At 67.5% G+C, this 26,705-nt stretch carries 24 protein-coding genes; 11 read left to right on the top strand and 13 right to left on the bottom strand.

Going from position 1 to position 26,705, the window contains the following annotated elements; translation table 11 throughout:
• Window positions 1-511: 511 nt before the first annotated feature.
• Together OG874_RS03860 and OG874_RS03865 are read left to right on the top strand one after the other, a co-directional pair.
• Complete coding sequence (locus tag OG874_RS03860; protein ID WP_330253751.1) at window positions 512-2,260, top strand: DEDD exonuclease domain-containing protein; 1,749 nt, start codon at window positions 512-514, stop codon at window positions 2,258-2,260.
• Between the two features lie 262 nt (window positions 2,261-2,522).
• Window positions 2,523-2,798 (top strand): Lrp/AsnC family transcriptional regulator, encoded by a 276-nt coding sequence (locus tag OG874_RS03865; protein WP_330253752.1) that lies wholly within the window; start codon window positions 2,523-2,525, stop codon window positions 2,796-2,798.
• 162 nt (window positions 2,799-2,960) lie between these two features.
• Here OG874_RS03865 and trpD read toward each other — a convergent pair whose 3' ends face one another.
• Window positions 2,961-4,022, bottom strand: coding sequence for an anthranilate phosphoribosyltransferase (gene trpD, locus OG874_RS03870; RefSeq protein WP_330253753.1), 1,062 nt, complete (start codon window positions 4,020-4,022; stop codon window positions 2,961-2,963).
• Between the two features lie 72 nt (window positions 4,023-4,094).
• Window positions 4,095-4,520 (bottom strand): ribonuclease E inhibitor RraB, encoded by a 426-nt coding sequence (locus OG874_RS03875; RefSeq protein ID WP_330253754.1) that lies wholly within the window; start codon window positions 4,518-4,520, stop codon window positions 4,095-4,097.
• Between the two features lie 209 nt (window positions 4,521-4,729).
• Here OG874_RS03875 and ctaE point away from each other — a divergent pair, with 209 nt between their 5' ends.
• From ctaE to qcrB, 4 genes are all read left to right on the top strand, one after another.
• On the top strand, window positions 4,730-5,341 hold the full coding sequence (gene ctaE, locus OG874_RS03880; RefSeq protein WP_330253755.1) for an aa3-type cytochrome oxidase subunit III: 612 nt from the start codon (window positions 4,730-4,732) through the stop codon (window positions 5,339-5,341).
• Window positions 5,342-5,403: 62 nt separating this feature from the next.
• Window positions 5,404-6,294, top strand: a complete 891-nt coding sequence (gene qcrC / locus OG874_RS03885) for a cytochrome bc1 complex diheme cytochrome c subunit (RefSeq protein WP_442943276.1) — start codon at window positions 5,404-5,406, stop codon at window positions 6,292-6,294.
• 23 nt (window positions 6,295-6,317) lie between these two features.
• Entirely contained in the window at window positions 6,318-7,493 is a 1,176-nt protein-coding gene (gene qcrA, locus OG874_RS03890; protein ID WP_330257162.1) for a cytochrome bc1 complex Rieske iron-sulfur subunit, read from the top strand.
• A 127-nt stretch (window positions 7,494-7,620) separates the two neighbouring features.
• Window positions 7,621-9,237, top strand: coding sequence for a cytochrome bc1 complex cytochrome b subunit (qcrB, locus tag OG874_RS03895; protein WP_330253756.1), 1,617 nt, complete (start codon window positions 7,621-7,623; stop codon window positions 9,235-9,237).
• Between the two features lie 74 nt (window positions 9,238-9,311).
• Here the strand turns inward: qcrB and OG874_RS03900 are convergent, their stop codons facing one another.
• Window positions 9,312-9,821, bottom strand: coding sequence for a polyadenylate-specific 3'-exoribonuclease AS (locus tag OG874_RS03900; protein WP_330253757.1), 510 nt, complete (start codon window positions 9,819-9,821; stop codon window positions 9,312-9,314).
• A 106-nt stretch (window positions 9,822-9,927) separates the two neighbouring features.
• On the opposite strand from OG874_RS03900, the gene OG874_RS03905 reads away from it, so the two are divergent.
• A complete protein-coding gene (locus OG874_RS03905; protein WP_330253758.1) occupies window positions 9,928-11,313 on the top strand; it encodes a class II 3-deoxy-7-phosphoheptulonate synthase in 1,386 nt (461 codons plus the stop codon).
• Between the two features lie 103 nt (window positions 11,314-11,416).
• On the opposite strand, the gene pknB is transcribed toward OG874_RS03905, so the two are convergent.
• Window positions 11,417-13,384 (bottom strand): Stk1 family PASTA domain-containing Ser/Thr kinase, encoded by a 1,968-nt coding sequence (gene pknB, locus OG874_RS03910; RefSeq protein ID WP_330253759.1) that lies wholly within the window; start codon window positions 13,382-13,384, stop codon window positions 11,417-11,419.
• A gap of 149 nt (window positions 13,385-13,533) precedes the next feature.
• Between pknB and OG874_RS03915 the strand changes: the two genes are divergently transcribed.
• Entirely contained in the window at window positions 13,534-13,902 is a 369-nt protein-coding gene (locus tag OG874_RS03915) for an Rv2175c family DNA-binding protein (RefSeq protein WP_330253760.1), read from the top strand.
• Between the two features lie 8 nt (window positions 13,903-13,910).
• Here the strand turns inward: OG874_RS03915 and OG874_RS03920 are convergent, their stop codons facing one another.
• The 4 genes from OG874_RS03920 to OG874_RS03935 form a co-directional block, all read right to left on the bottom strand.
• Window positions 13,911-14,870 (bottom strand): phytoene/squalene synthase family protein, encoded by a 960-nt coding sequence (locus OG874_RS03920; protein WP_330253761.1) that lies wholly within the window; start codon window positions 14,868-14,870, stop codon window positions 13,911-13,913.
• Window positions 14,867-16,540 carry an alpha-(1->6)-mannopyranosyltransferase A gene (locus tag OG874_RS03925; protein ID WP_330253762.1) on the bottom strand — a complete coding sequence of 558 codons (1,674 nt, stop codon included), beginning with the start codon at window positions 16,538-16,540 and terminating at the stop codon, window positions 14,867-14,869. Before OG874_RS03925 ends, OG874_RS03920 begins: the two co-directional genes overlap by 4 nt.
• 109 nt (window positions 16,541-16,649) lie before the next feature.
• On the bottom strand, window positions 16,650-18,230 hold the full coding sequence (gene crtI / locus OG874_RS03930; protein ID WP_330253763.1) for a phytoene desaturase family protein: 1,581 nt from the start codon (window positions 18,228-18,230) through the stop codon (window positions 16,650-16,652).
• A gap of 160 nt (window positions 18,231-18,390) precedes the next feature.
• Entirely contained in the window at window positions 18,391-19,446 is a 1,056-nt protein-coding gene (locus tag OG874_RS03935) for a polyprenyl synthetase family protein (protein WP_330253764.1), read from the bottom strand.
• A 37-nt stretch (window positions 19,447-19,483) separates the two neighbouring features.
• Here OG874_RS03935 and OG874_RS03940 point away from each other — a divergent pair, with 37 nt between their 5' ends.
• The 3 genes from OG874_RS03940 (at window position 19,484) to OG874_RS03950 (ending at window position 21,150) form a co-directional block, all read left to right on the top strand.
• Complete coding sequence (locus tag OG874_RS03940; RefSeq protein WP_330253765.1) at window positions 19,484-19,648, top strand: hypothetical protein; 165 nt, start codon at window positions 19,484-19,486, stop codon at window positions 19,646-19,648.
• Window positions 19,649-19,923: 275 nt separating this feature from the next.
• Entirely contained in the window at window positions 19,924-20,925 is a 1,002-nt protein-coding gene (locus OG874_RS03945) for a methylenetetrahydrofolate reductase (RefSeq protein WP_330253766.1), read from the top strand.
• Between the two features lie 39 nt (window positions 20,926-20,964).
• On the top strand, window positions 20,965-21,150 hold the full coding sequence (locus tag OG874_RS03950) for a hypothetical protein (RefSeq protein ID WP_330253767.1): 186 nt from the start codon (window positions 20,965-20,967) through the stop codon (window positions 21,148-21,150).
• 67 nt (window positions 21,151-21,217) lie between these two features.
• On the opposite strand, the gene OG874_RS03955 is transcribed toward OG874_RS03950, so the two are convergent.
• Genes OG874_RS03955 through OG874_RS03975 form a run of 5 tightly spaced genes read right to left on the bottom strand, consistent with a single transcriptional unit; the run spans window position 21,218 to window position 26,705 of the window.
• Window positions 21,218-22,369 (bottom strand): LLM class flavin-dependent oxidoreductase, encoded by a 1,152-nt coding sequence (locus tag OG874_RS03955; RefSeq protein ID WP_330253768.1) that lies wholly within the window; start codon window positions 22,367-22,369, stop codon window positions 21,218-21,220.
• A complete protein-coding gene (locus OG874_RS03960) occupies window positions 22,366-23,172 on the bottom strand; it encodes a DUF1684 domain-containing protein (protein ID WP_330253769.1) in 807 nt (268 codons plus the stop codon). Before OG874_RS03960 ends, OG874_RS03955 begins: the two co-directional genes overlap by 4 nt.
• The gene (locus OG874_RS03965; protein ID WP_330253770.1) at window positions 23,169-24,833 is read right to left on the bottom strand and encodes an ABC transporter ATP-binding protein; all 1,665 of its coding nucleotides are present in this window, start codon (window positions 24,831-24,833) and stop codon (window positions 23,169-23,171) included. The genes OG874_RS03960 and OG874_RS03965 overlap by 4 nt, the downstream gene beginning before the upstream one ends.
• Complete coding sequence (locus OG874_RS03970; protein ID WP_330253771.1) at window positions 24,830-25,702, bottom strand: ABC transporter permease; 873 nt, start codon at window positions 25,700-25,702, stop codon at window positions 24,830-24,832. The genes OG874_RS03965 and OG874_RS03970 overlap by 4 nt, the downstream gene beginning before the upstream one ends.
• A complete protein-coding gene (locus OG874_RS03975; RefSeq protein ID WP_330253772.1) occupies window positions 25,695-26,705 on the bottom strand; it encodes an ABC transporter permease in 1,011 nt (336 codons plus the stop codon). The genes OG874_RS03970 and OG874_RS03975 overlap by 8 nt, the downstream gene beginning before the upstream one ends.

Below are 26,705 nucleotides of genomic sequence, written 5' to 3' on the forward strand. Positions count from 1 at the left end.
GGTCTCGAAAAGGTTACGAATACATCACGGTGGTTTGTAAAGCCCGAGGCATCCGAAATGGCGACGCTCAACAAATTCGCCGCGGATTATGTGCGATTTATGTCACAGCAATCACGAAACAATAACGACGGGCCGATATCCAGGAATTTTCGCGTCGTTATCCGGGCGGGCTCGAACTGCGGGCGGCCTGTCTCGGACGCCGAATTTTTGTGAACTTTCCCAGGTAGAGCATGTATCTATGACCGATCTACCTCGGGCGTGTCGTATCGATCTGTCTCGGCTGCTGGATCTCCGACAGCGCGCCGAGGATGTTGGGTCCGCGCGGCCGGGTGTGTCCGGCAGATTAATGCAGTTTTGGAATAAATGTGACCTGCATCACTTTTCGGTGTTCTAGATCATTTTGTGGGAATCGGAGCGAAATCCTCACGATGTAATTCATGCATTTCTCAGGTGAAATCCCCGGTGCCCTTCCGGGCCGTTCCTGTCGTACCCAGGCCCTACGCTGCACGCCGTGCCCGATCCGACGCCGCGCCAGGCCGCCGCACTGCAGCTGGCCTTCGACGAGCTCGAGACGCCGCTCTACGACACCACCTTCGTGGTCGTCGACCTGGAGACCACGGGCACCAGCCCGGACGGCGACGCGATCACCGAGATCGGCGCGGTGAAGGTGCGCGGCGGCGAGGTGCTCGGCGAGTTCGCGACCCTGGTGAACCCGGGACGGGCCATTCCACCCGCGATCGTGCAGATCACCGGGATCACCACCGCGATGGTCTACGAGGCGCCGCGGATCGAGGCGGTGCTGCCGGGTTTTCTGGAGTTCGCCGAGGGCGCTGTGCTCGTCGCGCACAACGCCCGGTTCGATATGGCGTTCCTGCGCGCCGCGGCGGCCCGGATGGACACACCGTGGCCGAGTGGGCCGGTGGTGTGCACGGTGAAGCTGGCGCGGCGGGTGCTGGCCCGCGATGAGGCGCCCTCGGTGCGGCTCGGCGCGCTCGCGCCGCTGCTCGGTGCGAGCACGCAGCCGAACCACCGCGCCCTCGACGACGCGCGGGCAACCGTGGATGTGCTGCACGCCCTCATCGGCCGGGTCGGCAATCTCGGCGTACACAGTCTGACCGAGCTGCTCGACTATCTGCCGAATGTCACGCCGCGCCAGCGCGCCAAGCGTGTCCTCGCTACCGATCTGCCGCCGAGTCCTGGCGTCTATCTCTTCCGCGGTCCCTCCGATGAAGTCCTCTATATAGGGACAGCGGTGAATCTGCGTCGCCGCGTGCGCAATTACTTCACCGGATCCGAGACCAGGGGGCGGATGAAAGAGATGGTTTCCCTTGCCATTCGGGTCGACCATGTGGTGTGCGCGCACGGGCTGGAGGCGGGGGTGCGCGAGCTGCGGCTCATCGTCGCGCACACCCCGCCCTATAACCGGCGCTCGAAATTCCCCAAGCGCGGCTGGTGGATCACGCTGACCGAGGAGCCGTTCCCGCGATTCGCGATCGCGCGCACGCCGACCGCGGATGCGTTGGGGCCCTTTCCTTCTCGGATGGACGCGAATGATGTCGCGGTGACCATCGCGGAGCACAGCGGGCTGCGCACCTGCACCGCGCGACTGCCGCGCGACGGTCGCCACGAGTGCCCGCCCGCGACCGTCGGCGGGTGTCCGGCGGCCGTCGATGGCAGGCCTCTATATAGAGAGGAATACGAACCCGCGGCGGCGGGGGTTCGGGCGTTGTTCGTGGGCAGCTCGGACGCGCCCCTGCGGGCCATGCTCGACCGCATCGAAACCCACTCGCGCGCCGAACATTTCGAGGCCGCCGCCCGGCTGCGCGACAGGACCGTCGCGGTGGTGCGGGCCCTGCACCGCACGCAACGCCTCGCCGCCGTGGCGCGGATCGCCGAACTCATCGCCGCGCATCCGGACGGCGCGGGCGGCTGGGAGTACGCGGTGATCCGCTATGGACGCCTGGCCGGGGCGGGAACTTCGGCGCGGGGTGTATCGCCGATGCCGGTGATCGAACGCATCGTCGCGGCCGCGGAAACCGTGCTGCCGGAGCCGGTGCCGCCATTGCGCGGCGCGTCACCGGAGGAGGTCGGGTTGGTGACGCGTTGGCTCGCTCGGCCGGGGGTACGAATCGTGCGCACCAACGAGGGCTACGGCGAGCCGATTCGTGGCGCGGGACGCTTGGCGGGCTGGGTCGACCTCGCGGATACGGCCGCGAGGTCTCGACCTCCCGGGCAGGAGTATGCGGACAGTACTGGGTGACGGGGTCATGGCCGGCCGGGCGCGCAGATCCGGCGGATCGATGAGGATACGGCGAATCCGGCGGGGCGGATCTCGCGGATGTGGCGACAGGACTGCGCGGATTGGTGGGGCCGACCACGCTGGCGCTCCGAGACCGAAGCAATTCGACGGCGGAGGTGTGGCGAGCCGTGGGTGGCGGTGGGACGGCTTCGACCGGGTGGCTGCGTTTGGCTCGGCCCAACCAGGGGCGTTGCCTCGGGTCGGGCCAATTAGGCTGACAGCCATGATTACCGCGATCGTGATGATCCAGGCCGAGAATGCCCGCATTCCGGAGACCGCGCAGGCGGTCGCCGACACCGAGGGCGTCACCGAGGTCTACTCCTGTGCGGGCGATGTCGACTTGATCGCGATCGTGCGGGTGCGCGACCACGAGCAGATCGCCGAGGTGGTGACCGGCCGGATCGACAAGACCCCCGGCGTCGCGCGCACCACCACCCACATCGCGTTCAAGTCCTACTCCAGCGCCGACGTCGAAGCGGGCTTCTCCCTGGGCGAGTGAGCACAGCGGCTGAGGTCGGGATCTACACGCCTTGCAGATCACGAGCAGGGGCGCGGACCCGAGGAAATGGGCCGTGGCTCACGGGACCATGATGGAGGAGCCGGGGAAGGTGTCGCTGTAGCCCGCACGGCCACAACCGAACTGCCGACATGTGGCGCGTTTTCAGTTGTCGCCGAGGGTGTTGGTGAGTTTGACCCAGCGGTCCAGGAGTGCGGCGGACTTTCCGGTGTCGATGGCCTCGGCGGCGCGGTCGATGCCGGCGGCGAGTGCGTCGTGGATGTCGGCGTCGGGATCGCCGACACCACGGGACAGGTCGTAGGCGACGATCGCGGCGGCGGAGTTGAGCAGCACCGCGTCGCGCGCCGCGCCGGCGACACCAGCGAACACGGCACGGGCGACACCCGCGTTGACCTCGGCGTCACCCCCGCGCAGCGCGTCCAGATCCACGCGCGCGATGCCGATTCGGGTCGGATCGATCGTCGTTTCGCGCATCCGTCCGCCCGACACCACCCATGCGTCGGTGGTGTCGGAGGTGGTGATCTCGTCCAGGCCGTCGTTGCCGCGCACCACGATGGCACTGACACCGCGTTCGGCGAAGACGCCGGCGATCACCGGAACCAGTTCCGCGAAGGCGCAGCCGACCAGTCCGGCGCTCGGTTGTGCCGGATTCGTGAGCGGGCCGAGAACGTTGAAAACGGTGGGTATGCCTATTTCCTTACGAGCGGGTCCGGCGAAGCGCAGGGCCGGATGGAACAGTGGCGCGAAACAGAAACCAATGCCTACCTCGCGCACACAACGAGCGACCGCCTCGGGCCCCAGGGCCAGTTTCACGCCGAGTGCCTCCAGGACGTCGGCGCCACCGCTCTTGGACGAGGCCGCGCGGTTCCCGTGCTTGACCACCGGAACTCCGGCGGACGCCACCACGATCGAGGACATCGTCGAGATGTTCACCGACCCGGATCGATCACCGCCGGTACCGACGATGTCCACAGCATCACCGTCGATGCGCACGAGGCGCGCGTGGCCGAGCATGCCGGAGGCCATACCGGCCAGTTCCGCGGGGGTGGGGCCCTTGATCTTGATGGCGACACCGAAGGCGGCGATCTGTGCCTGGGTGGCGTTATCGGTGAAGATCTCGTTGATGACCCATGCCGTGTCGTCCGCTGCCAGGTCGCCGCCATCGGCGAGGGTCCCGAGCACCTGGGGCCAGCTCCGCACAGTCATGTCCACTTCTCCCGTCACACTGGTTTTTCGCGCACCAGTTTGTCGCGATCGAGCCTAGTCGGCGAGCCGTTATTACCCAGACGTGGTCGTGGAACCCGGTTGCAGCGCGTCCCATCCGTCCGCGATGCCGTCGTGTCGCTGTGCCAGCCCGGCCATTCTGGACTGTTCCTGCGAACAGTGCAGCGCGTCGAGCAACTGGACCCGTTGCAGGATCAGCGATCCCAGCTCATCGGTACCGACACCATCGATCCGAGGCGCGGGTGCGTACCCGTCCTGGGCCGCGATCTCGCACACTCGGTCCACTTGTTCGGCGGGTATCCGCAGATGGTGCCGCAGAACCGCGGGTTGGTCGGCATCGAGAGCCGTGGCGCGTTCGAGTGCCGTTGAACACGCCTCGGCATCATCGAAACTCGACGCGACCACGACGAGATCGGCGCGCGCCGGATCCAGCGGAGCGGGGCCGCCCCTGCCGAATATCCGTTGCCACCAGTGCGCCATATCCGCCTCCCGATCTCAGCCTCTACTTACCAACGCCTGTCATGCTCGCGGACGGCAACCCACCTCGCCTTCGGGGCCGCCGACACGCCGAGCCACAGGCTCGGCAAATTGAACACGAGACATCGTCTGTCCGTGCGTTTTCCGACACGGACGGACAAGTTTCGTACCCGGGTACTTGTGTCGTACTACGACGAGTCATACTTACCCCCGTGACGACCGCAGTAGGCACCCCAGGCTCGGCCATTACTCAGCGTGTGCATTCGCTGAACCGGCCCAACATGGTCAGCGTCGGTACCATCATCTGGCTGTCGAGCGAGTTGATGTTCTTCGCAGGCCTCTTCGCGATGTATTTCGTCGCGCGCGCCCAGGCCCACGGCAACTGGCCGCCGGAACCGACCGAGCTGAATCTGAAGCTTGCCGTGCCGGTCACCACCGTGCTGGTCGCCTCCTCGTTCACCTGCCAGATGGGTGTGTTCGCGGCGGAGAAGGGCGACGTGTTCGGCCTGCGCCGCTGGTACGTGATCACCCTGATCATGGGCGCGTTGTTCGTCTCGGGCCAGGGGTACGAGTACACGAACCTGGTCAGGGAAGGCACCTCGATCTCGAGCAGCGCCTACGGCTCGGTGTTCTACATCACCACCGGTTTCCACGGTCTGCACGTCATCGGCGGTCTGATCGCCTTCGTGTTCCTGCTGGTGCGCACCAAGGTCAGTAAGTTCACCCCCGCGCAGGCCACCGCCGCGATCGTCGTCTCGTACTACTGGCATTTCGTCGACATCGTCTGGATCGGGCTGTTCGCCACGATCTACTTCGTCCGCTAATCGGGCCAGTAACCCCCAAATCTTTTGCACAAGTCGGTTCCGTCTACTTCAAAGGGACACAGATGAGTTCATCTCCCCCGTCAGCGCCAGAGCCCGCCAGCCCCAGCGCGGCGGTCAGCCGCGGAGACGTCGCGGTCGGCCAGGCCAGCAAGACGCGTAAGCAGCGCCGCATGCGGCGTCGTATCGCTGGTGGGCTTGCGCTTCTGGTGGGCCTCGTCGGAGCCGGATTCCTTGCCACCGCGATTACGCCGGAGCCGCAGGTCGCGACCGCGAACGAGGACCAGTCCGCATTGATCCGCGACGGCAAGCAGCTCTACGAGACCTCCTGCATCACCTGCCACGGCGCCAACCTGCAGGGCGTGACCGACCGCGGTCCGAGCCTGATCGGCGTCGGCGAGGCCGCCGTCTACTTCCAGGTGTCCACCGGTCGTATGCCGCTGGCCGCGAACCAGGCGCAGGCCACCCGCAAGCCGCCGAAGTTCGACGCCCACCAGACCGATGCCCTCGGCGCGTACATCGCGGCCAACGGCGGCGGCCCGTCGGTAGTGCGCGATGCGAACGGTGAGATCGCGCAGGAATCGCTGCGCGGCCCCGATATCGCCCGCGGTTCCGAGCTGTTCCGGATGAACTGCGCGTCCTGCCACAACTTCACCGGCCGGGGCGGCGCGCTGTCCTCCGGTAAGTACGCACCGCCGCTGGAACCGGCCAGTGAGGCCCAGATCTACGCGGCGATGCTCACCGGCCCGGAGAACATGCCGAAGTTCTCCGACCGGCAGCTGACTCCGGAAGAGAAGCGCGACATTGTCGCCTACGTCAAGAACTCGACCGAGGAGAAGAGCCCAGGCGGCTGGGATCTCGGCGGGTTCGGTCCCGCGACCGAGGGTCTGGCCATCTGGGTGGTCGGCATCACGCTCGTCGTGGGCGCCGCGATGTGGATCGGATCCCGTTCATGAACGAAATCAAGGAGCCAAACGACATGGGTCGGCCGGATGAGGGCCACGACGGCGCGGAGCCGTCGAACGAGCAGGTGAATTCGACACCGGCTGAGCCCACCGAGGAGGAGCTCGACGCGATGACTCGCGACGAGCTGGTCAAGCTCGGCACCGAGCGGGACGGCGTCGACGTCGCCTACCGGCGCGAGCGGTTCCCGATCCCGGGCACCCGCGCCGAGAAGCGCGCCGAGCGCCAGGTCTCGTTCTGGTTCGCGGTCTCCGGTATCGCCGCCGCGGTGCTGGTCGGCGTATTCCTGTTCTGGCCTTGGGAGTTCAAGGGCACGAACGAGGAGGGCCACGCAGCCTACTCGCTGTTCACCCCGCTGATCGGTCTCAGCCTCGGCATTTCGGTGCTGGTCATCGGCGTCGCCGTGGTGCTGATTCGCAAGAAGTTCATCCCCGCCGAGCTGTCCATCCAGACTCGCCACGACGGTAAGTCGCCCGAGGTCGAGCGCCGCACCCTGGTCGCCGAGCTGCAGGACGCACTGGACACCTCCACGCTGGCGCGCCGCAAGATGATCACCCGTACGGCTGGTGCCGGTGTCGGTGTGCTCGGTATCGGCGCGCTGCTGGTCTTCGTCGGCGGCATGATCAAGAACCCGTGGGCCAAGGGCGACAAGTCGCCGCTGTGGGTTTCGGGTTGGACCCCGGACTTCCCGGGCGAGACGGTCTACATCCGCCGCGACACCGGTCGCCCCGAGGACGTCGTTCTGGTGCGTCCCGAGGATCTGGACGCGGGCGCCATGGAGACGGTGTTCCCGTGGAAGGAGAAGTGGCGCGGTGACGAGCACGCGACACTCCAGTCGCTGCGCGGTATCCGCAACGCCGTCATGATGATTCGCCTGCGCACCCAAGACGCGCAGTCGGCCGTCAAGCGCAAGGGCCAGGAGAGCTTCAACTACGGCGACTACTTCGCCTACTCGAAGATCTGCACCCACCTCGGTTGCCCGACATCGTTGTTCGAGTCACAGACCAACAAGATCCTGTGCCCCTGCCACCAGTCGCAGTTCCTGGCGACCGAATGGGCTAAGCCGGTCTTCGGTCCCGCCGCTCGCGCACTGCCGCAGCTGCCGATCACCGTCAACTCCGAGGGCTACCTGGTCGCCGCAGGCGACTTCATCGAGCCGCTCGGACCGGCCTACTGGGAGCGTCGTTCATGAGCGAACGATTTGAGTACAGCATCGCGGAGCGATTCGATGAGGGGCGGTGGCCGGGCGACGGGAGGGCGCGAATCATGTATCAGTGTGTACGACACATGCCGGAACCGAGCGCCAGCGAGGTGCAGGCATGAGTCGTGTGGCAGATCAGGCCAACGCTGCGGACGAGCGGTACCGCGCCGCTGCGTTCATGAAGCGGTCGATCAACAAGGTCTTTCCGACCCACTGGTCGTTCCTGCTCGGTGAGATCGCGCTGTACGCGTTCATCATCCTGCTGTTGTCGGGTGTGTACCTGACCCTGTACTTCGATCCGTCGATGACCGAGGTCGTCTACAACGGCGCCTACCAACCGCTGCGCGGCGTGACCATGTCGCGAGCGTACGAGACGTCGCTGAACATCTCCTTCGAGGTGCGCGGCGGTCTGTTCGTGCGCCAGGTGCATCACTGGGCTGCGTTGTTGTTCGCGGCGTCGATCATCGTGCACCTGTTCCGCATCTTCTTCACCGGCGCGTTCCGCAAGCCGCGTGAGGCGAACTGGGTGATCGGCTGCCTGCTGCTGATCCTGGCGATGTTCGAGGGCTTCTTCGGTTACTCGCTGCCCGACGATCTGCTGTCGGGTACCGGTCTGCGGGCCGCGTTCGGCGGTATCACGATGAGTATCCCGATCATCGGCACCTGGATGCACTGGATGATCTTCGGTGGCGACTTCCCCGGCGACATCATCATTCCGCGTCTGTACATCGCGCACGTGCTGCTTTTCCCCGGCATCTTCCTGGCGCTGATCGCCGCGCACGTGGCGCTGGTCTGGTACCAGAAGCACACGCAGTTCCCCGGCCCCGGCCGCACCGAGAACAACGTTGTCGGCGCACGGATCGTGCCGGTGTTCGCCTCGGATCAGGGCGCGTTCTTCGCCTTCACCCTCGGCATCGTGGCGATCCTGGCCGGTGTGCTGCAGATCAACCCGATCTGGAATCTGGGTCCCTACAACCCATCTCAGGTGTCGGCGGGTTCGCAGCCCGACTTCTACATGATGTGGACCGACGGTATGGCGCGTCTGATGCCGCCGTGGGAGATCTACATCGGTAACTACACGGTTCCGGCTGTGTTCTGGGTCGCGCTGATCATGGGTCTGGTGTTCACGGTGCTGGTGCTGTACCCGTGGATCGAGAAGCGCCTCACGGGCGACGATGTGAACCACAACCTGCTGCAGCGTCCGCGCGACGTGCCGGTGCGCACGGCGATCGGCGCGATGTCGATCGCGTTCTACGTGGTGCTGACGCTCTCGTGCGTCAACGACATCCTGGCGTTGAAGTTCGACATCTCGCTCAATGCCACCACCTGGATGGGCCGCATCGGTCTGCTGGTCGTGCCGCCGGTCGCGTACTTCCTTGCCTACCGGTTCTGCGTCGGTCTGCAGCGCAGTGACCGCGCGGTGCTCGAGCACGGCATCGAGACCGGTGTGATCAAGCGGCTGCCGCACGGTGAGTACATCGAGGTGCACCAGCCGCTCGGCCCGGTCGACGACCACGGCCACCCGATTCCGCTGGAGTACCAGGGCGCGCATGTGCCCAAGAAGATGAACAAGCTGGGTTCGGCCGGTAAGCCGGGCACCGGCAGCTTCCTGCGCGCCGACCCGCGCGAGGAGAGCGACCAGGCCTTCGAGATCGAGCACGAGGAAGAGCACAGGCAGCTCGCCATACTGCAGAAGGCACAGGAGAACGGCCAGAACGGCAATCACAGCCACTGATCGCCCAGTCCGATACGAAGGCCCCGAGTCGAATCCGACTCGGGGCCTTCGGGTATTTCGGTCAACAGGTGCCGTCAGCGGCGGCGTGCGGCCTCGATGGCCTCGAACTTCGCCAGGTTGTGACGGGCGTCGGCGAGGGCGTCGTGGGCGTCCGGCGGGACGGGGGGCAGTTCGGGGCGACCGTGCGCCTCCCAGTGCTGGCGCAGTTCGTTGGTGTAGCGGGGCAGGGCGTTGGGGAGCTCGACCATCGAGCCCCAGAGCTGGCACAGCGCCACATGGTCGTAGGCGGCGACCCAGGCCCACAATTCGGGGGTGACGCTGGGGCGGGGGACCAGGAATTCGTAGAGGTCTTTGCGGATCTGCTCGCGGCTGCGCCAGAGTGGGGAGGACGGTGACGGCAGCTGGGGCAGCACGTACCTGCGCACCCACGGGCCGGCCCGCTCGGGATCGAATTCGGTAGAGACAGCGTAATATTCGCGGCCGTCCTCGCAGACGACACCGATCGAGACGAGGTCGATCGTAACGCCGTCCTCGATGAATTCGCAGTCATAAAAATATCGAAGCGAGATCGGTCTCTCCTCCAAAGATCGGTGCGGTGCGGCGCTGGTGCCGGCTACTCACCCTAGGTGGGCACAATCCACCCCTACTACCGGGTACCTGCGCGCCTCGGGGTGTCCGTATTCTGAACGGGTGAACTGGACCGTCGACGTACCGATCGATCGCCTGCCGGAGCTGCCGCCGCTGCCCGCAGAGCTGCGGAAGCGGCTGGACGACGCGTTGGCGCGTCCGGCGCTGCAACAGCCGTCGTGGGATCCGGAGCAGGCGGCGATGATGCGCACTGTGCTGGAGAGCGTGCCGCCGATCTGCGTGGCCGCCGAGGTGGAGGAGCTGCGTACGCGGCTCGCCGAGGTCGCACGCGGCGAGGCCTTCCTCATGCAGGGCGGTGACTGCGCGGAGACCTTCGCCGATAACACCGAACCGCATATCCGCGGCAATATCCGGACCCTGCTGCAGATGGCGGTGGTGCTCACCTATGGCGCCAGCCTGCCGGTGGTCAAGGTGGCGCGCATCGCGGGTCAGTACGCGAAGCCGCGTTCCTCCGATACCGACGCGCTCGGTCTCAAGTCCTACCGCGGCGACATGATCAACTCGCTGGTCGCCGAGGGCAAGGTGCGCGAACACGACCCGTCGCGGCTGGTCCGCGCCTACGCCAACGCCAGCGCGGCGATGAACCTGGTGCGCGCGCTGACCGGTGCGGGCATGGCGGATCTGCACCGCGTGCACGATTGGAACCGCGATTTCGTCGCCCAATCGCCCGCGGGTGCGCGCTACGAGGCGCTGGCCGAGGAGATCGACCGCGGCCTGGCCTTCATGACCGCCTGCCGGGTGAACGACCCGAGCCTGCAGCAAGCCCGCATCTACGCCAGCCATGAGGCGTTGGTGCTCGATTACGAACGCGCCATGCTGCGCCTGGGCCAGAACCCGGCGGGCGAGCCGGTGCTCTACGACCTGTCCGCGCACTTCCTGTGGATCGGCGAGCGCACCCGTCAGCTCGACGGCGCGCATATCGCGTTCGCGGAACTGCTCGCCAACCCGATCGGCCTGAAGATCGGCCCGACCACCACGCCGGAACTGGCCGTCGAGTACGTCGAGCGCCTCGATCCGAACAACGAGCCTGGCCGGTTGACCATCGTCTCGCGCATGGGCAACTCCAAGGTCCGCGATGTGCTGCCGCCCATCATCGAGAAGGTGCAGGCGACCGGACACCAGGTGATCTGGCAGTGCGACCCCATGCACGGCAATACGCACGAGGCCTCCACCGGCTACAAGACCCGGCACTTCGACCGGATCATCGACGAGGTGCAGGGCTTCTTCGAGGTGCATCACGGGCTGGGCACCCACCCCGGCGGTCTGCACATCGAGTTGACCGGTGAGGACGTCACCGAATGCCTCGGCGGCGCCCAGGACATCCAGGATCTGGACCTGTCCGGTCGCTACGAAACCGCGTGCGATCCGCGCCTGAACACCCAGCAGTCGCTGGAACTCGCCTTCCTCGTCGCCGAAATGCTGCGCTGAAACAAGGGTTTTCGGCCAGGGCCGCGCGATCGCCGGGGTCGCTCGATCGGCAGCGCCGCACCGCTCATCGGCGTGCGGCGCTCCTATTGTTCCGGGGAGGCGATCAGGGCAGGGCGGTCAGCGCGACGGTCGAACCCGCCTCGACACTGGCGCCAACGCCCGGGGCCTGGCCGATCACCACCGAGCTGTCGGACGGGGTCAGCTGGCGCACCGTCACCAGGAGGCCGAGGGCCTGCAGTTTCGAGCGGGCGTCGCCGACGCTCGCGCCGACCAGCAGCGGCACCTTCACGGCATTGGAGACGATCAACACCACACCGTCACCGGACTGGATCGTGGTGCCAGCGGTCGGATCGGTGCTGATGACCTTATCCGCCTCGACGCTGCGATCGAACTGAGTTCTGGTCTCGCGCACCGTGATTCCGGCGGTGGTGAGCGTCTTGGTCGCTTCCTCGGTGGTCTTGCCGCGCACATCGGGCATCTTGATCGGCTGCGATCCCTTGCTGCGGTACACCTTTACCTGCGCGGCCAGCGGAAGTACCGTGCCGGGAGCCGGATCCACCTTCGCGAAGGTGCCCTTGGGCGCGGAGCTGCCGATTTCGCCCGCGTCCACGGGTTGCAGTCCGGCATCGCGGATGAGCTGGTTGACCTTCGAGATCTGATCGCCCACTGTGAGATCGGGTACCCGCGGTTTGCCGCTGGAGATCAGCACGGCCACCGTCGAGCCCTTGGTGACCTTGGATCCCGCCGAGGGATCGGTGCCGACCACGCCGCCGACCGGGATGGTGTCGGAGGTCTTCTGTCTGACCTCTGTCGAGAAGCCCGCATCCTCCAGCGCCGAGATCGCGCTGGCCTGGTCCTTCCCGGCCACCGACGGCACCGCCGAATAGCGGCCGACACCCAACCACCAGCCACCGACCCCGACGAGCAACGTCAGGATCGCGACGACGGCCACCCACAGCAGCACCGTGCGCCGCGATTTGGTGCGGTCCTCCACGAACGGTGACGGCTGCGGCGAATGCGACGGCGCGTAGCCGTCACGCGGCCCGTAGGTATCCGGCGGCCCGTAGTTGTCGGGCGGACCGTAGTCGGGCACCCGCGGCCGCGCCGCGGTGACGACCCTGGTGTGCTGCACTGGCTGCGGTGCCTGAACCTCGGCCCGGGCCGGCTGCTGGTTCGGCGCGGCGACCGTGAAACTGGCACTGAGGTGTTCGGCCGATTCCTGCGGCGCGGGCACCCGGTACGGCGGCAGATTCAGCTTGACCGCGATCGCATGCAGTTCGGCCACCATCTCGTTCGCATCGGCGAAGCGGTGCGCGGGCTCGCGGTTGGTGGCCCGCGCGATCAGCTCGTCGAACTCCGGCGGCACCCCGGCGATCAGCTCGCTCGGGCGCGGCACGTCGTTCTCGATGCGCTGATACGCCACCGAGATCGAGGTGTCGCCGGTGAACGGAACCTGGCCGGTGAGCAGTTCGAAGATCAGCACGCCGAAGGAGTAGACGTCGCTGCGGGAATCGGCGGTGCCCGCGGTCACCTGCTCGGGAGACAGGTAGGCGGCCGTGCCGAGAATCACGCTCGCCGAGGTCGTGGTCGCGGCCGCGACGGCGCGCACCAGACCGAAGTCGGCGATCTTCACCTCACCGGAATCGGAGATCAGCACGTTCTCCGGCTTGATATCGCGATGGATCAGGCCCGCCGAATGCGCGACGCCGATCGCCGCGAGCACCGGTTCGGCGACCGCGCGCACCGCGTGCGGCGGCATCGGACCCCGTTCGCGCAACAGTTCGCGCAGCGTGCCGCCCTCGACCAGCTCCATGATCAGGAACGGGTGCTCGCCGTCCACACCCTGGTCATAGACCGCGACCAGTGATGGATGCTTGAGCTTGGCGACCGCGCGCGCCTCGAATTCGAACCGCGACAGGAACTGCGGATCGGCGGCGAACTTCGGATCCATCACCTTGATGGCGACCGGGCGGTCCAGCCGGGTATCCACACCTCGGAAGACCATCGACATCCCACCGCGCGCGATCGGCGCGTCGATGCGGTAGCGCCCCTCCAGGATTTGCCCGATCAAGTGATGTCCTCCGGCTTTCACAAAGTTCTCACCCCTCGCTGCGAGTGCGACAAGCGACGGACCGCCTCGTGCGGCCACCACGATGGTATCGGCGATCGCCGCCCGGGTGGCTCACGCCGTGCGGCAGGGGACCGGTTACCGTTATTCGCGTGAGTGCATTTCCTTGCAGTGACGATGTTCTTCCTGAGTCGGTCGCGGTGATTCCGCTGCCCGAGGTGGCCGACAAACTCGGGCTCGTGGTGACCCGAGTGCATCAGATGCTGCGCGACCATCAGCTGCTTGCCGTGCGCCGCGACGGCGTCGCAGGTGTGCCCGAGCGTTTCTTCGACCGTACCGGTGCGGTCGTGAAGCCGCTGCCCGGCCTGATCACCGTCATGAAAGACGCCAAGTACACCGATGAGGAGATCCTGGTGTGGATCTTCACCGACGACGACAGCCTGCCCGGTAAGCCCGTCGACGCATTGCACGGACCATTGGCGCGCGAAGTTCTGCGCCGCGCCGCCGCGGACCCGTTCTGAGAACTCGTTTATGACCTGCGCAGCGCGGCGGTGGTGAACTCCGCCGCCGCGACGCGCAGCCGACGATGTTGCGGGACCACCGCGCGGCGCGCGAATACCGCGTAATCGAAGTCCTCGATGCGTTCGAGGATGCCCGAGTAGAGGGTGCCTGCGGTGCGGATGGCGGGGCGGACTCGGGGGTCGAGCAGATCGATGCCCGGGTCGGCGACGCGGTAGAGGTCGCGGTTGATCGCGATCAGATGTGCCAGTGCGCGGCGGACCCGGTGATCGGTCTGTCCGGTGCGGCGGCAGTGCGCCAGCAGGTCCGCGTCCACGCCGAAGGCCGCGAGTTCGTCGGCGGGCAGGTAGATCCGGCCGCGGTCCAAGTCCTCGGCGATATCGCGCAGGAAATTGGTGAGCTGGAATGCCTCGCCGAGTGCCGCGGCGGCGGGCTCTGCTTCGACTACCGGTACGACCGTGCCGAGCACGGGGAGTAGCTGCAGGCCGATCGCGGCCGCCGAACCGCGCATGTACGCGCGCAGTTCGGTCATGGTGGTGTAGCGGGCATGAAAGTGCGCGGTGCCAGGCACATCCATCCGCATGGAGTCCAGGAAGGTCCAGAAGTGCTGGGGCGCAATGTCATAGCGATGGATGGTGTCGGCCAGCGCGATCAGTACCCGGGTACGTTCGGCGGGGCCGCTCGCTGCAGGCACGCCCTGCTCGAGCACGACGCGCAGCTGCTTCTCGACCATATCGAGTTCGCCCGCCGGCCCGTGTTCGGCGTCCAGCGTCGGGTGATCGACGATATCGTCGACGATCCGCGCGAACGCGTACAGCGCGTGCACGGCGGGTCTTCGTGGTGCGTAGAGCAATCGGGTGGCCAGGAAGTAGGTGCGTCCATGGGCGGCGGCGATCTCGCGGCAGACGCGGTACGCCGCGGCCAGTTCCGCGTCAGGCGCGATACCGGCGGCCGACTCGACCTCGGTCATGACCGGGTGACGGCGACCGGATTGCTCTCCGGTGGGCTGGCACGCAATCGCAGCGGGTCGACGGTTCGCAGCGACAGCGCCGCCACCACGGCGGCGAAGGTCGCCGCGGCGACGTGCCAGAAGCTGTAGAGCCCGATCGAGCCGTCCGGCTGGAACACCAGCATCAACCAGGTACACAGTCCGACCAGCGCCATCAGCGTGGTGGTGGACAGCGCGAATCCGGCGGCCAGCGCCAGCGGCCAGGAGTAGTACCAGGGCAGTGCGGCGGGGGACAGGATGACGATGGCGACGAAGGCGATCAGGATGCCGAAGACGGCCTCGCGCTCGCTGTGCCGGAACCGCCACCAGGTCCACGCCAGCACCGCGATCAGCGCCACCGCGCATAGCGCACGGGTGACCGCGAGCACCGGATCCATGGCGAACGGGGTCACCCAGCGGACCATATGCGCGAGGATCGTCGGCAGCGAGAGCCAGTTGATGATCTTCTTCGAGCCCGACAGCGCGGTCAGCCAGCCGATGCCGACCCCGGCGATGGCCGAGGCGGCCACGAAGACCACCGCGAATACGCTCAGCCCGAGTCCGGCGATCTTGGCGAACATCAAGGCCGGATGCGGCACTTCCTCGCTCGGTCGCGCGGGTTCGGTCGTGTTCTCGACCAATTGCGTCGCGCCCGGTGATTGCGCGGCGCGCTGCATGGCCCGGCGTTCGCGTTCGTGCAGCATCCAGATCCACACCAGGAACGGCAGCGCGACACCCGCGGTCGCCTTGATGGCGACACCGATCGCGACGACCACGATGCCCGCTACGTGATGGCGTTCCAGCACCAGCGCGATGCCGGCGCACATCAGCCCCACCATGAGCATTTCGTTGTGCACGCCGCCGATGAGGTGGATCAGCACCAGCGGGTTGAGCACGGCCAGCCACAGTGCGACGGTCGGCTTGCCGCCGAGATGTTTGGTCAGATACGGGACCGCCCACATCATCAGCGCCAGACCGGGCAGCATGACCAGCCGCAGCGCGATGGTGCCCGCGACCACGTTGTCTCCGGTGATGGCGGTAATGGCGCGGCCGAGCAGCAGGAAGATCGGACCGTAGGGCGCGGTGGTGGCGGTCCAGACCGGGCTCACATTGTCCAGCAGCACACCGGGATTGGCGACCGGCGGGGAAACATACGGGTCGAAGCCGTCGCGCAGTAGCGCGCCCTGCGCCAGATACGAGTACGCGTCGCGGCTGAACATCGGCACCGCGAACAGCAACGGGAAGATCCAGATGCCGACGATCGCGCGCAGCTCGTTCAGCGTGACCCCGGCGTCGGGCCGGTCGCCGAATCCGATGGTGGTGCGGCCCAACCGCACCCACGCGGTGATCATCAGCAGCACGCCGACCCAGATGACCATGGTGGAGAGCGCATAGCCGTGGCCGAACCGTAGCCAGGACAGGTGCATCGCCTCGAGCAGTGGATCGCGCTTGCGGACGCTGCCCGCGCCGAATCCGCCGAAGGTGATCATCAGCGCGCCGAACAAACCGAGCAGCGCCGAATGGCCCTCGGGGCTGCGGGCGAAATCGGCGGAGGTCCGGATCCAGGTCCGGAGTCCGCTCTCGGCGACCGCCGTGGCGGCGCGGTGCGGCGCAACGCTCGACGGGCGCGCCTCGGTTGCGGTCGCGTTCATCGAGTTGTCGGTGGGCGCGGTGGCCGTCGTCTCAGGGGGATGCATGTGGTGTGTGTCCCCCCGGAGTGGTCGGCGGTCGCAACCGCTGGTGAATAGGTCGGCCGTTAGTTTAGTGGCTCGCCGGGAACACTATCCCGCTGGTGCGCGGGGATTCATCTCGAGCGGGCCGCGGGGCACCGATGATCCGGTTTGCCGCTAGTTTTCCCGATAGCAATGTGGTTGGCACGCCGACACCCGGAGTGGTGCCACAACCGGCGATAACCACATTGTCGCTACCGCCGGAAAAATTGCGTGGACGAAATGGTCCGGTTTGCCGGAACAGGTGTGCCGCGGAGAAGGGGGTGCCCGCCAACATGCCTTGGTCGCGCCAAGTTCCGGGTGTGTCGAGGTGATCGACGGTGAAGTGTTCGGCGATTCCGTGGTAGCCGCGCGCCTCCAGCACGTTCAGGAGTTCGCGTAGGTAGGAGGGGCCGAGTCGGTTCCAGTCCAGAGGTGCGGCGTCGAGGTTCGGGCAGGGGGCGAGCAGGGAGAACGGTTCGTACCTGCCGTCGGCGCGGTCGATGTAGAGGGTGGGGTCGGTGAGTGCGGGGCGGGTCAGCAGCAGTGACGGGTCGCTCATCAGACGGCCTTTGCCTGGGCGAGCGGCGATCTCGTCGAAGGTGCGCGCCCAGGCGTCGCCGAAGTCGATGGTGTGGTGGGCCTGGATCGGCCAGTGCTGTGCGATCGCTGCGGGAATGGTGCCGTGCGCGACGACTGCCGATGGGGCGGCGCGCAGGCGCAGGCGGCGTACACCGAATCGCTCCAGTGAGCCGAGGTCGGCGCTGAGGACGACGGCGTCGCAGTCGAAGGCGCGGCCGTCGGCGGTGCGCACCTGCCTGGCCCGGCCGCTCGCGTATTCGATTCCGGTGGCCTCGGTATTCAGCTCCAACGTGCCGCCCGCGGCGGTGAACGCGTCGGCGAGGGCGGCGGTGATGGCGCGCATACCGCCCTCGGGGAAGTAGACGCCGAGGGAGGTGTCCATATGCGGGATGGCGCCGTAGACGGCGAGTGCCTTCGCGGGTGGCATGCCCGCGTAGAGCGCCTGGAAGGTGAACAACCTGGCCAGGCGTGGGTCGCGCAGGAATCGGGCGACGCGGGGGCCGAGCCTGCCGAAGCCACCCAGGCGCACGAGCGCGGTGAGTGCGCGGCGTTTGGCTGGGTAGCGGACCATATCGAGCGGGGAGTCGAAGTTCGTGTCCATGAACTCGGTGAACTCGGCCTGGTAGATCTGCGCGAGCCAGGCGCGCAGCCGTCGGTAGCGCAGGGCTTCGGCATCGCCGCAGACGTCGGCGACCTCGATGGCCATGGCCTCGGGATCGGCGAAGACGCGGATGGTGGTGTCGTCGGCGAAGCGGGCGTGGTAGCTGGGGGAAAGTTGATGGATGCGTAGTGGGGGTGTACAGGTCTCCGGTGTCTTGCCGACGGTGGCGAGTGCGTCGGTGATCAGCTCCGGCAGGGTCAGTACGGTTGCGCCGGAGTCGATTTCGTAGTCGGGGCCGCGGTACAAGCCGACTCGACCGCCGGGGTGGTCGGCGCGTTCGAGCAGGGTGACTTTTCGCCCTGCTCCGGTCAGATAGAGCGCCGCCGCGAGACCGGATAGGCCCGCGCCCACGACCACGACGTGATCAGTCGCTCCCGCAACGGTTTTCATGTGAATCTCCTCAGCCCACGCGGGGCATGCCGATCAGCGCGCTCGACAATCGCGCGATCGGTCTGTGGCTCAATGGTTCTCATAACAGCATCCGCGGTGGTTGTCCCCGCGGTGCGCTCGTCGAATGGGTACGGGTCGCTGGTTGTCATCGTGCGGGTTGCTAGTGCGTGCGACTCGTCGCGGCCAGTGCCATGGCGCGCAGCTGCTCCTTGGCGTTCGGGGTGGCGGTGCTGGTTTCGAGTGCGGCCAGGCCCTGTTCGGTGAGTTCGGTGATGCGCCGCTCTACTTCGTCGACCGCGCCGAGGCCGGTGATCACCGCGCGCAGGTGCTCGACCTGGTCGGTGGTGAGGTCGGTGCCGAGGCTGGTGCGTAGCAGGGCCGCGGCGGCCGGGTCGGTGGCGTCGGCTCGGCGCAATGCTTCGGCGACCAGGACGGTGCGTTTGCCCTCGCGCAGGTCATCGCCGGAGGGCTTGCCGGTGACGGCCGGATCGCCGAAGACGCCGAGCAGATCGTCGCGGAGCTGGAAGGCGATGCCGATATCGGTGCCGAAGGTGCGGTAGGCCTCGATCAGTCGCGCGTCGGCGTCGGCGAGCGCGGCGCCGAGATGCAGCGGGCGCTCGACGGTGTAGGCCGCCGTCTTGTAGCGGTTGATGCGCAGTGCCGCGGTGACCGATTCGTCGCCCGCCGATTCGCCATGGATATCGAGCAGTTGTCCGCCGAGTACCTCGGTGCGCATCAAAGCCCACACCGGCGCGAAACGGGCAATGGCCGCCGCGTCGAGTCCGGAGGCGTGCACCATGTCATCGGCCCAGGCCAGCGCCAGATCACCGACCAGGATGGCGACGCTGGTGCCGAAGTGTGCGGAATCACCGGCCCAGCCGCGTTCCCGGTGGCGCTGCTCGAAATCGACGTGCACGGTCGGGAAGCGGCGGCGGGTGCGCGAGGAATCGATGATGTCGTCGTGGACCAGCGCGCAGGCCTGCACCAATTCGAGTGCGGCACAGGCGTTCAGGACCGCGGCGGCGTCCGGTCCGGCGGGGTCGCCGCCCGCACCGAGCCAGCCGGTCCAGGCGAAAGCGGGCCTGGTCCGCTTGCCGCCGCGCAGCACGAATAGCTCCAGTGCGTCGGCGGCCTGATCGAAGACCGGACCGAGCGGTTCGACGATCGGACGTCTGGTCAGGAAGAACGCTTTCAGAGCGTCTTCGACCGCCGTCACGAACGCGGAGGTACCCGGCTTCGGCGCGCGTCGCGCGGTGGCATTCGCGGCTGGCGGCGTGGTGTCGGCGGGCGGGGTGGCATTCGCGGCCGGAGTGGTGTCGGCCGATGGGGTCGTCCGACTGGGCGCACCGGGGGCTGCCGGGGTGATGTTCGCGGTGGTGTCGGCAGGTGTGGTGGCGCCGGTGGGTGGGGTGGGCTGAGGCGTCTGGATACCAGGTCCGAGGGACAGGGGAGCCTCCAAGGTCGTGCGGCTGGGGCGCGCGGTGGTTCGGGGCGCGCTATAAGTGCTTCGGTGCCGGGCGGGGGTGGTCGCGCGTGTCGCCCGGCGATGGCGAACATCGCCTGGTCGCAGAATACGCGTTCGGTTGTGACGATCCGACAGCCCGTGACCGAGCGCGGCGAGTGGACCTTGGGTAAGAGCACCATCGGGTCGCAGCGGGGTGGAGCCGTGATGGGTCACCTCTACACTGGACCGGTGACTTTCGACAACGTGCGGGGACGTTCGACCCCTGAGAGGCCGTCCCCGACGCCACCGAACGTCTCTGGCACACCCTCGGTGGTACAGAGTCTGCGGACCCACTCGAGCGGTTCGGTGCCCTTCTCGGTGGAGTTCAATCCACCCCGTGACGCCGCAGGCGAGGCCCGACTGTGGCGTGCCGTACGCACCTTCGAACGCATGCATCCGGCCTTCGTCTCGATGACCTACGGAGCCGGTGGCACCACCCGCGACCGCACCGTGCGCATCACCGGCGCGCTGGCGCAGGAGACGACCCTGCTGCCGGTGGCACATCTGACCGCGGTCGAGCACAGCGTTGCCGAACTGCGCTCGCTGGTCGGCGCGTACGCCGATTCGGGCATCCGCAACATCCTGGTGCTGCGCGGCGACCCGCCCGGCGATCCGCTCGGTGAATGGCGCAAACATCCCCACGGCGTGGCCTACGCCGAGGAGTTGGTCCGCATCGTGCGCGACCTCGGCGACTTCCATGTCGGTGTCGCCTCGTTCCCCGAGGGGCACCACCGCTCCCCGGACCTGGACCACGACACCGCCTACCTGGCCGCGAAACTGCGTGCGGGCGCGGAGTATTCGATCACCCAGATGTTCTTCGACGTCGAGCACTACCTGCGCCTGCGCGACCGCATCGCGGCTTTCGACCCGATCGAGGGCACCAAGCCGATCATCCCCGAACTGATGCCCATCACCTCCCTGCGCACCGTCGCCCGCGCCGAGGAACTGTGCGGCCGCCCGCTGCCATCCGCGGTGCTGGACCGCCTGCGCCGGGCAGCGGGCGACGGCCCGGACGAGAACAATGCCGCCGTCCGCGAGGTCGGCATCGAGATCGCCACCGAAATGGGCCAGCGTCTCATCGCCGAGGGCGCCCCCTGCCTGCACTTCATCACCCTGAACTTCGCCAAGGCCACCGGCGAGGTGCTCACCAACCTCGGCTACGGCGTCACCGCCGCCCCCATCAGCGTCTAGCGCCGCGTCGTATTCGACTGATCAGCTGACGATGGCGGTATGAACGATCGGCTGCGGCAGGTCGCTTGGGACCGGGTGGCCTACGAGCAGCTCAAACGTCAACTTGCGCAACGCGGCTGGACTGACATGAACGCCAATGCCGATGCCGAGGGGCCGCTGATCGTCGAGATCACCTCGCGAGCAGAAGTGTGGGCAGAGTCTGTCGGCTGGGCTCCGGGGCTTTGAACCGGCAGTCCGCTGTGCGGGATGTCCTGTCGCTGCCCCGGTGGTAGGGACCGGGGCAGCGACGAATTCATGCCGCGCGAGTTGCGCGCAGGCCCCAGGCGTCGGCGAGGAGGCGGTGGGATTCCAGGCGGTCCTCGTGGCGGTGGGTGATGCTGGTGACCAGCAGTTCGTTGGCGCCGGTTACGCGTTGGAGGGCTGCGAGCCGTGCCACCACGGTGTTGGGGGAGCCGACGAATTGGGTGGCCAGGCGATCCTCGACCAGGCGGTGCTGGTCCGGGGTGAGCGGGGTGGCGGTATCGGGGTCGAGGTATTCCGCGGCGCCCGCTCCGGTGCGGATGCTGTGCACCCAGTGGCCGTAGGTGGACGCGTGGTGCTTGGCGGTGGCGTCGTCGGGGGCGACGACTACGTCCGCGGAGATCACCACATAGGGCTCGGGGTGCTCGGCCGAGGGGCGGAAGGCGGCCCGGTAGGCCTGGATCGCGTCCAGCGCGGTGCCGGGCGCGACGTGGTACGCGGCGGCGAAGGGTAGGCCGAGTTTGCCTGCCAGTTCCGCGCTTTCGCTGGCCGAGCTGCCGAAGAGGAACAGTTCGACCTGGGCGCTCTCGCCCGGAACCGCGTGCAGCGCAATACCATCGGCGCTCTTGTAGGTGCCGTTGAGCAGTGCGCGCACCTCGTCGACCTGATCCGGAAAGTCCGCCGCCTGCGCGCCCTGCTGTTGCAGCGCGCCGATCGAGGCGATGAACCTCGATTTGTCGGCGATCCGGCCGGGGTCGAAGGGCGGCGGAACCACTACGCCGTCACGGATTTCGGTGCGTCCGGTGACCGTGTCGACGACGGGATGCCCGCCCTTCGGATGCGCCGGTTGCGCGCCGAACTGGGTGCGGCGGTGCCCGGATCGGCCCAGGCCCAGATCGAGTCGGCCCGGGTAGAGGGCGTCGATGGTGCCGAACGCCTCGACGATGGACGCCGAGGTGTGGTGGCCGACCTGAACCGCGCCGGACCCGACCCGGATGCGCGAGGTCGCCGCGGCGACCAAGCCGATCAGCGTGATCGATGACGAACTCGCCACCGACACGAAATGGTGCTCGGCCAGCCAATAGCGGTGGTAGCCCCACTGTTCGGCGTGCTGGGCGAGATCGATGGTGTTGCGCAGCGCCTGCTGTGCGCTGGAGCCGGCGCTGATCGGCGACAGATCGAGGATGGACAGCGGGATCGTCATGCGGACCGTCCTGGGCGCGGATGCTGTTCGCCCGCTTCGATGGCCACGCGCAGCCGATTCTCGGCCGGTGCCAGCGGGCAGGTAGCGAAGTCGGTGAAGGCGCAGGGCAGGTTGGCGGCTCGGTTGAAGTCGAGGCGCACAGTGCCGTCGGCGTCGGGTGCTGCCACCGCGAGCGAGCGGGCCGCCGGATAGGTGGTGACGCCGCTGGTGGCGTCGGTGAACAGCACCCGCAGGTTGGCCGGATCGCCGAAGGCGATGACGCGCTCGGTGACCGCGCCGATGGTGAATTCGATGGTGCCCGCGGCGGTGTGGTGGTGTTCGAGACCGTCGACGACCGCGCCGGTGGTGACGGTGCGCGGTGTGTCGAACGCCTCGAAGCGGCCCTCGATCACCCAGTGCGGATCCGGTGCGTAGGCCGGAATGCCCGCGAAACTCAGCAAGCTCGGCGCGGACGGATCGTGCACTCGCACCGCGTAGAGTCCACTGCGCCGGATCACCTCGAGCACCCGATTCTCGTGCCGCACGTTGAGTCCCGGCGCGCCCTCGGTGGGAGCGATGATCTGCACGCCCGCGATGCCGGTGCCCGCGAATTCCAGGCGGTCGGCGGGCTGGGCGGTGATGAACACCTTATCGTCGGTGACCCACCAGGTGCCAGGCACGTCCGGGAGTCGCTCGGGTTGGTCGGTGAGCCAATGCAATCCGGTCAGACTCAGGAAGCCGAGCGGATCGCGCAGCTGATCCGCCCTGGCGTGCTGCCACTGCGTCCACTCGGTTTCGAAAAGACTGGTGATGCTTGTCGTCATGACGCTCTGGCTCCTTCGAGAGTGGAATTTTCGGCGGCGGGATATCGGTGTCGGGGGGCTGGGATGGCCGAGAGCAGCTCGCGGGTGTACTCGTGCTGCGGGTTGTCGAAAATGTCGGCGGTGGTACCGGATTCGACGATGCGGCCCTGGCGCATCACTGCGACACGGTCGCTGATGCGGCGCACCACGGCCAGGTCGTGTGAGATGAACAGGTAGCTCAGGCCGAGTTCGGTTTGCAGACGGTCCAGCAGTTCCAGGATCTGCGCCTGCACCGAGGCGTCGAGCGCGGAGACCGGCTCGTCGAGTACCAGCAGGTCCGGATGCAGGGCCAGAGCGCGGGCGATGGCGACGCGTTGGCGTTGTCCGCCGGACAATTCCGCGGGTCGGCGCTGAGCGAAATTCTCCGGCAGCGCGACCTGGCCGAGCAGTTCGCGGACCCGTGCCTGCCTGGCCCTGCGGTCGCCGACCGCATACGCGCGCAGCGGTTCCTCGATGATCGACCCGACCCGCCAGCGCGGATCCAATGAGCTGTACGGATTCTGGTAGACCACCTGGAAGCGCTGTCGCAACGCCCGCAGTCGTCCAGCCTTCACCGTGGTCAGGTCGTGTCCGTCGAAGGTGATCGCACCGCTGTCGGGTTCGGTGAGCCGCAACGCGATGCGTGCGGTGGTCGATTTGCCGGAGCCGGATTCGCCCACCAGCGAGAGGGTTTCGCCGCGACCGAGCTCGAAGCCGACGCCCGCCACCGCGGCCACCGAACCACCGGCCTGCGCGCGGAAGCTCTTGTGTACGTCCCGAATCGTGAGCAGCGGCGGGCCGTCACTTGTGCGCGGTGTACGGAAGCCTTCGAACGGGGCCAGACTGGGCGAGGCCGCGAGCAGCCGTTTGGTGTACGGATGCCGGGGCTCGGCGAGGACCGTTGCCGTCGGCCCGGTTTCGACGATCTCCCCGCCGCTCAACACCACCAGCCGATCGGCCCGTTCAGCGGCGATCGCGAGATCGTGGGTGATCAGCAGGACCGCGGTGCCTCGGGCCGCAGTCTGCGCCGCGAGTTTGTCGAGCACCCGCCGCGCCACTGTGGCGTCGAGCGCGCTGGTCGGCTCGTCGGCGATCACCAACTCCGGTCCGGCGATCAATGCCGCCGCGATCAGCACCCGCTGTCGCTGCCCGCCGGACAACTCGTGCGGATATTGCGTGGCCCGCAACTCCGGGCGATCCAGTCCGGCGTCGGCCAGCAGCTCGATCGCCCGCGCTGCCGCATCGCGCCGATCGGCCAGTCCGTGCACGAACAGCGTTTCGGCGACCTGATCACCGACGCGCCGTACCGGATTCAGCGACAGCCCGGGATCCTGCGGCACGAATCCGATCCGCCTCCCGCGAATCCGCCGCAGCGCCCGCTCGGACCCGGTTTCCACCGGCTGCCCGTCGAACGTGATCGTCCCGCCGGTGATCTCGGCATTCGCACCGAGTAAGCCGATCACCGACTGCGCCAATGTCGATTTACCGGAACCGGATTCACCGACCAGCGCGACCACCTCGCCGCGCGTGACGGTCAGCGATGCGCCGGAGAGGGCGTCGATCGCCCCGCTGTCGGAGTGGTAGCGGACCTGGAGCCCGTCGATGCGCAGCAGTGGTTCTGACGTTCGGGCTTCGTCGCTCATGCGTTCTGACTCCTTCCTATCGCACGGCCGAGACGTTGGGCCGAGACCACGACCGCGACGATCACCAGACCGGGCAGGGTGGTCATCCACCATGCGGTGGCGAGGTAGTTGCGGCCCTCGGAAATCAGTGCGCCCCACTCGGGGGTAGGGGGTTTCGCGCCGTAGCCGAGGAAACTCAGGGCCGAGACCGCGAGCACCGCCATACCGAATTCGACGGCGGCCAGTGCGAGCACCGGCTGATAGGAGTTCGGCAGCACGTGGCGGCCCAGCACGGTGTACCAGCGCACCCCGGATGCGTGCGCCGCCTCCACATACGGCGCCTGCCGCACCCGCAGCACCTCCGAGCGCAGCACGCGGGCGAAGTTGGCGATCAGCGAAACACCCACCGCGATGGCCACATTGCGGGTGCCGAAGCCGAGCGCGGTCACCAGCGCCAGTGACAGCAGCAGCGACGGAATGGACAGCAGTACGTCGACGAGTCGCATGATGACCGTGTCGACGAATCCGCCGATCGATCCGGACAGCAGTCCGAGCGCCGAACCCACCACCAGCGCGATCGCCACCGCGGACAGGGTCGCGGTGAGCGACAGACCCGCGCCGTGCACCATGCGGGTGTACAGATCGCGACCGAGATTGTCGGTGCCGAACCAATGTTGGGCGCTGGGCCCCTGGAACTTCTGGGCCGGCACCCCGGTCAGCGGATCACCGCTGGCGAAAACCGAGGGGAACAGTGCCCAGCCGAGCGCGAGCAGGGCGACCGCGCCGGACAGCAGCACTACCGCATTGCCGCGCACGGACTTCCACGACAGAACGGGTCGGCGCAGTCGCGGCAGCGCCAACCGACGGCCCTCGTCCACCACATCAACCATGGGCCGGCACCTCCTCGGCGTCGGTGCGGACGGCGGTGTCCGGCTCGGAATCGGTTGTCGCACCGCTGGACCGGCTCGCGATGCGCGGGTCGAGCAGCGGATAGAGCAGATCCACCGCGAGATTCACGGTGACGAAGACGGTCGAGGTGAGCAGCACGATGCCCTGCACGACCGGAATGTCCTGGGCCAGCACCGAGGTCTGGGTGAGGCGGCCGATGCCCTGGCGAGCGAAGACGGTCTCCACCACCACGGATCCGGCGAGCATATTGCCGACCAGCACCCCGGCGATGGTGAACGTCGGCACGCTGGCCGGGCGCAGCACATGCTTGCGCAGCACCCAGGACCGCGAACCGCCCTTGGCCAGCGCCACATCCACGAACGGCTGGCGCCAGGTCGATGCCAGTCCGGTCGCCAGCACCTGGGCGAGCACCGCGCCGATCGGAATGGCGAGGGTGAGCGCGGGCAGGACCGTACCGGCGAACCCGTGACCGCCGAACGCCGGGGCGAGGCGCCAGCGGAACGAGAACAGTTGCAGCAGCAGTAATCCGGTCCAGAACGTCGGCACCGAAACCCCGAGGGAGGGCAGTGAGCTGAGTGCATCGCGTAACCACGGGCGTCGGACATAGGTCGCCGCGAAGGCCAGGCTCACGCCGCCGATCACCGCGAAAAGCAGTGCCAGACCGGTCAATTCGAGGGTATTGGGCAGGTTGTCGCCCAGTACTCCGGTGACCGGCTGCCCGGTGCCGATGGAATGCCCGAGGTCACCGCTGAGCGCATGCGTCAGCGCCGTCCAATACTGCTCCCACAGTGGTTTATCCAGCCCGTAGCGTGCCTGCAGTTCGGCGATCGCGGCCTTGTCGACCGGCGTGCCTGCACCCGCGCCGTCGACCGCGATGGACACCGGATCGGCGGGCAGCAGGTAGAGCACCACGAACGAGATGGTGAAGGCCGCCCACAGCACCCACACTGCCTGTAGCAGCCGGACAACCACATAGCGCGTCAT

It is taken from the genome of Nocardia sp. NBC_00565 (assembly GCF_036345915.1).
In the GTDB taxonomy this organism is placed as follows: Bacteria; Actinomycetota; Actinomycetes; order Mycobacteriales; family Mycobacteriaceae; genus Nocardia.

What these genes read in the sequence shown, in the direction of transcription:
- OG874_RS03865 (WP_330253752.1), top strand. Translation starts at nt 2,523, where the DNA reads ATGATTACCGCGATCGTGATGATCCAGGCCGAGAATGCCCGCATTCCG.
- trpD (WP_330253753.1), bottom strand. Translation starts at nt 4,022, where the DNA reads ATGACTGTGCGGAGCTGGCCCCAGGTGCTCGGGACCCTCGCCGATGGC.
- OG874_RS03875 (WP_330253754.1), bottom strand. Translation starts at nt 4,520, where the DNA reads ATGGCGCACTGGTGGCAACGGATATTCGGCAGGGGCGGCCCCGCTCCG.
- qcrC (WP_442943276.1), top strand. Translation starts at nt 5,404, where the DNA reads ATGAGTTCATCTCCCCCGTCAGCGCCAGAGCCCGCCAGCCCCAGCGCG.
- qcrA (WP_330257162.1), top strand. Translation starts at nt 6,318, where the DNA reads ATGGGTCGGCCGGATGAGGGCCACGACGGCGCGGAGCCGTCGAACGAG.
- qcrB (WP_330253756.1), top strand. Translation starts at nt 7,621, where the DNA reads ATGAGTCGTGTGGCAGATCAGGCCAACGCTGCGGACGAGCGGTACCGC.
- OG874_RS03920 (WP_330253761.1), bottom strand. Translation starts at nt 14,870, where the DNA reads ATGACCGAGGTCGAGTCGGCCGCCGGTATCGCGCCTGACGCGGAACTG.
- OG874_RS03925 (WP_330253762.1), bottom strand. Translation starts at nt 16,540, where the DNA reads ATGAACGCGACCGCAACCGAGGCGCGCCCGTCGAGCGTTGCGCCGCAC.
- crtI (WP_330253763.1), bottom strand. Translation starts at nt 18,230, where the DNA reads ATGAAAACCGTTGCGGGAGCGACTGATCACGTCGTGGTCGTGGGCGCG.
- OG874_RS03950 (WP_330253767.1), top strand. Translation starts at nt 20,965, where the DNA reads ATGAACGATCGGCTGCGGCAGGTCGCTTGGGACCGGGTGGCCTACGAG.
- OG874_RS03955 (WP_330253768.1), bottom strand. Translation starts at nt 22,369, where the DNA reads ATGACGATCCCGCTGTCCATCCTCGATCTGTCGCCGATCAGCGCCGGC.
- OG874_RS03960 (WP_330253769.1), bottom strand. Translation starts at nt 23,172, where the DNA reads ATGACGACAAGCATCACCAGTCTTTTCGAAACCGAGTGGACGCAGTGG.
- OG874_RS03965 (WP_330253770.1), bottom strand. Translation starts at nt 24,833, where the DNA reads ATGAGCGACGAAGCCCGAACGTCAGAACCACTGCTGCGCATCGACGGG.
- OG874_RS03970 (WP_330253771.1), bottom strand. Translation starts at nt 25,702, where the DNA reads ATGGTTGATGTGGTGGACGAGGGCCGTCGGTTGGCGCTGCCGCGACTG.
- OG874_RS03975 (WP_330253772.1), bottom strand. Translation starts at nt 26,705, where the DNA reads ATGACGCGCTATGTGGTTGTCCGGCTGCTACAGGCAGTGTGGGTGCTG.